Raw genomic sequence first — 3,858 nt, 5'->3', positions numbered from 1 at the left:
AGGAGGAGCGGTGGGGCGGCGAGCTGCTTGCCGGCGTGCGGGCCTGCGTGGACTTCCTCGTCCGCGCCATCGAGCCTCAGTACAGGGGGAGTTGAGCGTACTCAGTCCGTGGCGTCCGGAGTTGTCTCGGGCTGGGTGTAGAGGACGTCGCGGGCCTGGTCGGCGGCGCGGATGATGCTCTCGGAGACGAAGTCGAGGAAGCGGGCGATGTTCTCGAGGCGGACGGCGGCCGGGGTGCCGGGGCCGAGGACGCTCACGCCCTGGCGTGCGGTCTCGGCGAGCTGGGTGGTGCCGCGGGCGCTGCCGATCATGGACTGGTACCAGACGTCGTTGTCGGCGACATAGCGCTCCCGGCGGCGTTCGTCGCGTTCGCGGCGGATCAGGTCCTGGCTCTCCAGGAAGCTGATGGCCTTGGAGATGGAGGCCGGGCTGACCTGGAGGCGCTGGACCAGCTCGGCGGCGGTCATGCTGCCGGTGTCGCTGGTGTAGAGGCAGGTCAGCACCCTGGACATCATCTTGGGAGCGCCGGTCTGCATGAGGACGGTCGTGAACGTCTCCTCGTACTCGCGCACCGCCTCGGGGTCGCGCCCGTGCGGGAGTTCGGGTGTCCCGGGTGCGCGGGGCGTGCTCTGGCGGCGGCGGTGGGCGCGGCGTTCGGTGGCGCGGTGGGCGAGGTCGGCGCGGTAGGCGGTGGGGCCGCCGTTGCGCATGACCTCGCGCGTGATGGTCGAGGTGGGGCGGTCGAGCCGTCGGGCGATCTCCGCGTAGGCGAGGCCGTCGGCCACTCCCAGTGCGATCTGCTGACGTTCCTGCTGGGTGAGCCTGCCTCCCGGCATCGCGGTCTCCTTCGTGGTGCGTGGTGCGGCGAGCATAGCTTTCACTCCCTTCTATTGCAACGAGTGCTTAGCTGATGTTGCGTTACTTTCAGAGCTGTTGCAATGAAATTGTGGCCTTCACCTGCAAAGCTACTGATTCTGCGCAACGAATATGTTGCCTACTCTGTGAATGCAACGTAGCTTTTCGTTCATCGGAAACGGCCAAGAACGCAGGAGATCGAGATGCAGAAGTTCGACACCACCGCCCCCGTCACCACCGTGGTGGACATCCCCGCCGGGCGCGTCCAGCTCATCGCCGCCGACCGCACCGACACCACCGTCGAGGTCCTGCCCGCCGACGCCGGCAAGAGCCGTGACGTGAAGGCGGCGGAGCAGATCGAGGTCGTCCTCGGTGACGACGGCGTGCTGCGGATCACGGCGCCGACGGCGAAGAACCAGTACTTCGGCCCCTCCGGGTCCGTCCAGATCACCGTCCAGCTGCCGGCCGGCTCCCGGGTCGAGGCGAAGGCGGCAGCCGCCGAGTTCCGGGCCGTCGGACGCCTCGGCGACATCGTCTTCGAGGGCGCCCACGGCGCGGTGAAGATCGACGAGGCCGCGAGCATCCGCCTCACCGCCGCCGACGGCGACGTCTCGGTCGGCCGCCTCACCGGCCCCGCCCAGATCAGCACCCAGCGCGGCGACATCCGGATCGCCGAGGCCGTCGACGGCACCCTCGTACTGACCACCCAGATGGGCGACATCTCCGTCGACGCCGCCTCCGAGGCCTCCGCCTCCCTGGACGCCAGCACCTCCTACGGCCGTATCCGCAACGCCCTCAAGAACACCGAGGGCGCCAACGCCGGCCTGAACATCCGGGCCACCACCTCCCACGGCGACATCACCGCCCGCAGCCTCTGACCAGCGGCCCCGACAAGGAGCACTCCTCATGACCAGCTTGGCCATCGCGGCGAACGGACTGCGCAAGTCCTACGGCGACAAGACCGTTCTCGACGGCATCGACATCCAGGTGCCCGCCGGCACGATCTTCTCCCTGCTCGGCCCGAACGGCGCCGGCAAGACCACCGCCGTGAAGATCCTCTCCACCCTGATCTCCGCCGACGCCGGACAGGCGAAGGTCGGCGGCCACGACCTCACCGCCGAGGCCCAGGCGGTACGGGCCGCCATCGGTGTCACCGGCCAGTTCTCCGCCGTGGACGGGCTGATCACCGGCGAGGAGAACATGCTCCTGATGGCGGACCTGCACCACCTCTCCAAGAGCGAGGGGCGACAGGTCGCCGCCGAGCTGCTGGAGCGCTTCGACCTCACCGAGGCGGCGAACAAGCCCGCCTCCACCTACTCCGGCGGTATGAAGCGCCGCCTCGACATCGCCATGACCCTGGTCGGCAGCCCGCGGATCATCTTCCTCGACGAACCGACGACCGGACTCGACCCGCGCTCCCGTCACAACATGTGGGGCATCATCCGGGAGCTGGTCTCCGACGGGGTGACCGTCTTCCTCACCACGCAGTACCTGGACGAGGCCGACCAGCTCGCCGACCGTATCGCCGTCCTCAACGGCGGCAGGATCGTCGCCGAGGGCAGTGCCGCCGAGCTCAAGCGGATCGTCCCCGGCGGGCACGTACGACTGCGCTTCTCCGACCCGGCCTCCTACGAGAGCGCGGCCACCGCCCTGACCGATGCCACCCGGGACGACGAGGCCCTCGCGCTCCAACTCCCCAGCGACGGCAGCCAGCGCGAGCTGCGGGCCGTACTGGACTGGCTCGACGCGGCCGGCATCGAGGCCGACGAGCTGACCCTGCACACGCCCGACCTGGACGACGTGTTCTTCGCCCTGACCGGCCCCACCTCCAGCACCGACGACCAGACCAAGGAGACCGTCCGATGAGCAGCCTCGCCCTCGCGGTACGCGACTCGTCCACGATGCTGCGCCGCAACCTCCTGCACGCCCGGCGCTACCCCTCCCTCACCCTGAACCTGCTGCTCACCCCGATCATGCTGTTGCTGCTCTTCGTCTACATCTTCGGCGACACCATGAGCGCGGGCATCGGCGGCGGCGACCGCTCCGACTACATCGCCTATCTCGTCCCGGGCCTGCTGCTGATGACCATCGGCTCCACCACCATCGGCACGGCGGTCTCCGTCTCCAACGACATGACCGAGGGCATCATCGCCCGCTTCCGGACCATGGCCATCCACCGCGGTTCGGTGCTCGTCGGACACGTCGTCGGCAGCGTGCTCCAGTCGATCGTCAGCGTGGTCCTCGTCGGCGCGGTCGGTGTGGCCATCGGCTTCCGCTCCACCGACGCCACCCTCCTGGAGTGGCTCGCGGCCTTCGGACTGCTCGTGCTCTTCGCCACCGCGCTCACCTGGATCGCCGTCGGCATGGGCCTGGTCAGCCCCAACGCCGAGGCCGCGAGCAACAACGCGCTGCCGCTGATCTTCCTGCCGCTCATCTCCAGCACCTTCGTGCCGGTCGACGCGATGCCGGGCTGGTTCCAGCCGATCGCCGAGTACCAGCCCTTCACCCCGGCCATCGAGACCCTGCGCGGACTGCTCCTCGGCACCGAGATCGGCCACAACGGCTGGCTCGCCCTCGCCTGGTGCCTCGGACTCGCGGTCCTCGGCTACCGCTGGTCGACCGCGAGGTTCAACGCCGACCCGAAGTGACCGCCGTGACAGCGCGGACCGGCTCCCACCCCCAGGGCGGCGCACACCGACATCCGTCGGAGTGCGCCGCCCGTTCCACGTGCGGTGATGTCACGGTCGGAGCAGGATCTTGCCGTGGGTGTGTCCGCGCTCCAGCTCGCGGAACGCCTCCCGCACCTCCTCCAGCGGATAGACACGGGCGACCGGCACCTCCAGCTCCCCGCGCGCGGCGAGCCGGGCGAGTTCGCTGACCACGACGGCGCGGGCCGCCGAGCCCTCGCCGTCGGAGTGCGCCGCCCGTTCCACGTGCGGTGATGTCACGGTCGGAGCAGGATCTTGCCGTGGGTGTGTCCGCGCTCCAGCTCGCGGAACGCCT

General features: G+C 69.5%; 5 protein-coding genes. 3 read left to right on the top strand and 2 right to left on the bottom strand.

Annotated features, from left to right (window positions below; genetic code table 11):
* Window positions 1-101: 101 nt before the first annotated feature.
* Window positions 102-836, bottom strand: a complete 735-nt coding sequence (locus AB0D34_RS23630) for a helix-turn-helix domain-containing protein (RefSeq protein ID WP_362664823.1) — start codon at window positions 834-836, stop codon at window positions 102-104.
* Between the two features lie 222 nt (window positions 837-1,058).
* Between AB0D34_RS23630 and AB0D34_RS23625 the strand changes: the two genes are divergently transcribed.
* The 3 genes from AB0D34_RS23625 to AB0D34_RS23615 are packed head-to-tail and all read left to right on the top strand — an operon-like array spanning window position 1,059 to window position 3,503.
* Window positions 1,059-1,733 carry a DUF4097 family beta strand repeat-containing protein gene (locus tag AB0D34_RS23625; protein WP_362664426.1) on the top strand — a complete coding sequence of 225 codons (675 nt, stop codon included), beginning with the start codon at window positions 1,059-1,061 and terminating at the stop codon, window positions 1,731-1,733.
* Window positions 1,734-1,761: 28 nt separating this feature from the next.
* The gene (locus tag AB0D34_RS23620) at window positions 1,762-2,721 is read left to right on the top strand and encodes an ATP-binding cassette domain-containing protein (RefSeq protein ID WP_362664424.1); all 960 of its coding nucleotides are present in this window, start codon (window positions 1,762-1,764) and stop codon (window positions 2,719-2,721) included.
* On the top strand, window positions 2,718-3,503 hold the full coding sequence (locus AB0D34_RS23615; protein ID WP_362664422.1) for an ABC transporter permease: 786 nt from the start codon (window positions 2,718-2,720) through the stop codon (window positions 3,501-3,503). Before AB0D34_RS23620 ends, AB0D34_RS23615 begins: the two co-directional genes overlap by 4 nt.
* A 90-nt stretch (window positions 3,504-3,593) precedes the next feature.
* Here the strand turns inward: AB0D34_RS23615 and AB0D34_RS23610 are convergent, their stop codons facing one another.
* Window positions 3,594-3,803: a zinc-binding dehydrogenase gene (locus AB0D34_RS23610; RefSeq protein ID WP_362664420.1), complete on the bottom strand. Its 210-nt coding sequence runs from the start codon at window positions 3,801-3,803 to the stop codon at window positions 3,594-3,596.
* Window positions 3,804-3,858 lie beyond the last annotated feature (55 nt).

The organism is Streptomyces sp. NPDC048420 (assembly GCF_040651535.1).
Taxonomy (GTDB): Bacteria; Actinomycetota; Actinomycetes; order Streptomycetales; family Streptomycetaceae; genus Streptomyces.
This window is presented reverse-complemented; position numbering and strand designations above follow the sequence as displayed.

Bases quoted from the DNA above. Each gene is read 5' to 3' on its own strand.
- AB0D34_RS23630 (WP_362664823.1), bottom strand. From the start codon at position 836: ATGCCGGGAGGCAGGCTCACCCAGCAGGAACGTCAGCAGATCGCACTG.
- AB0D34_RS23625 (WP_362664426.1), top strand. From the start codon at position 1,059: ATGCAGAAGTTCGACACCACCGCCCCCGTCACCACCGTGGTGGACATC.
- AB0D34_RS23615 (WP_362664422.1), top strand. From the start codon at position 2,718: ATGAGCAGCCTCGCCCTCGCGGTACGCGACTCGTCCACGATGCTGCGC.
- AB0D34_RS23620 (WP_362664424.1), top strand. From the start codon at position 1,762: ATGACCAGCTTGGCCATCGCGGCGAACGGACTGCGCAAGTCCTACGGC.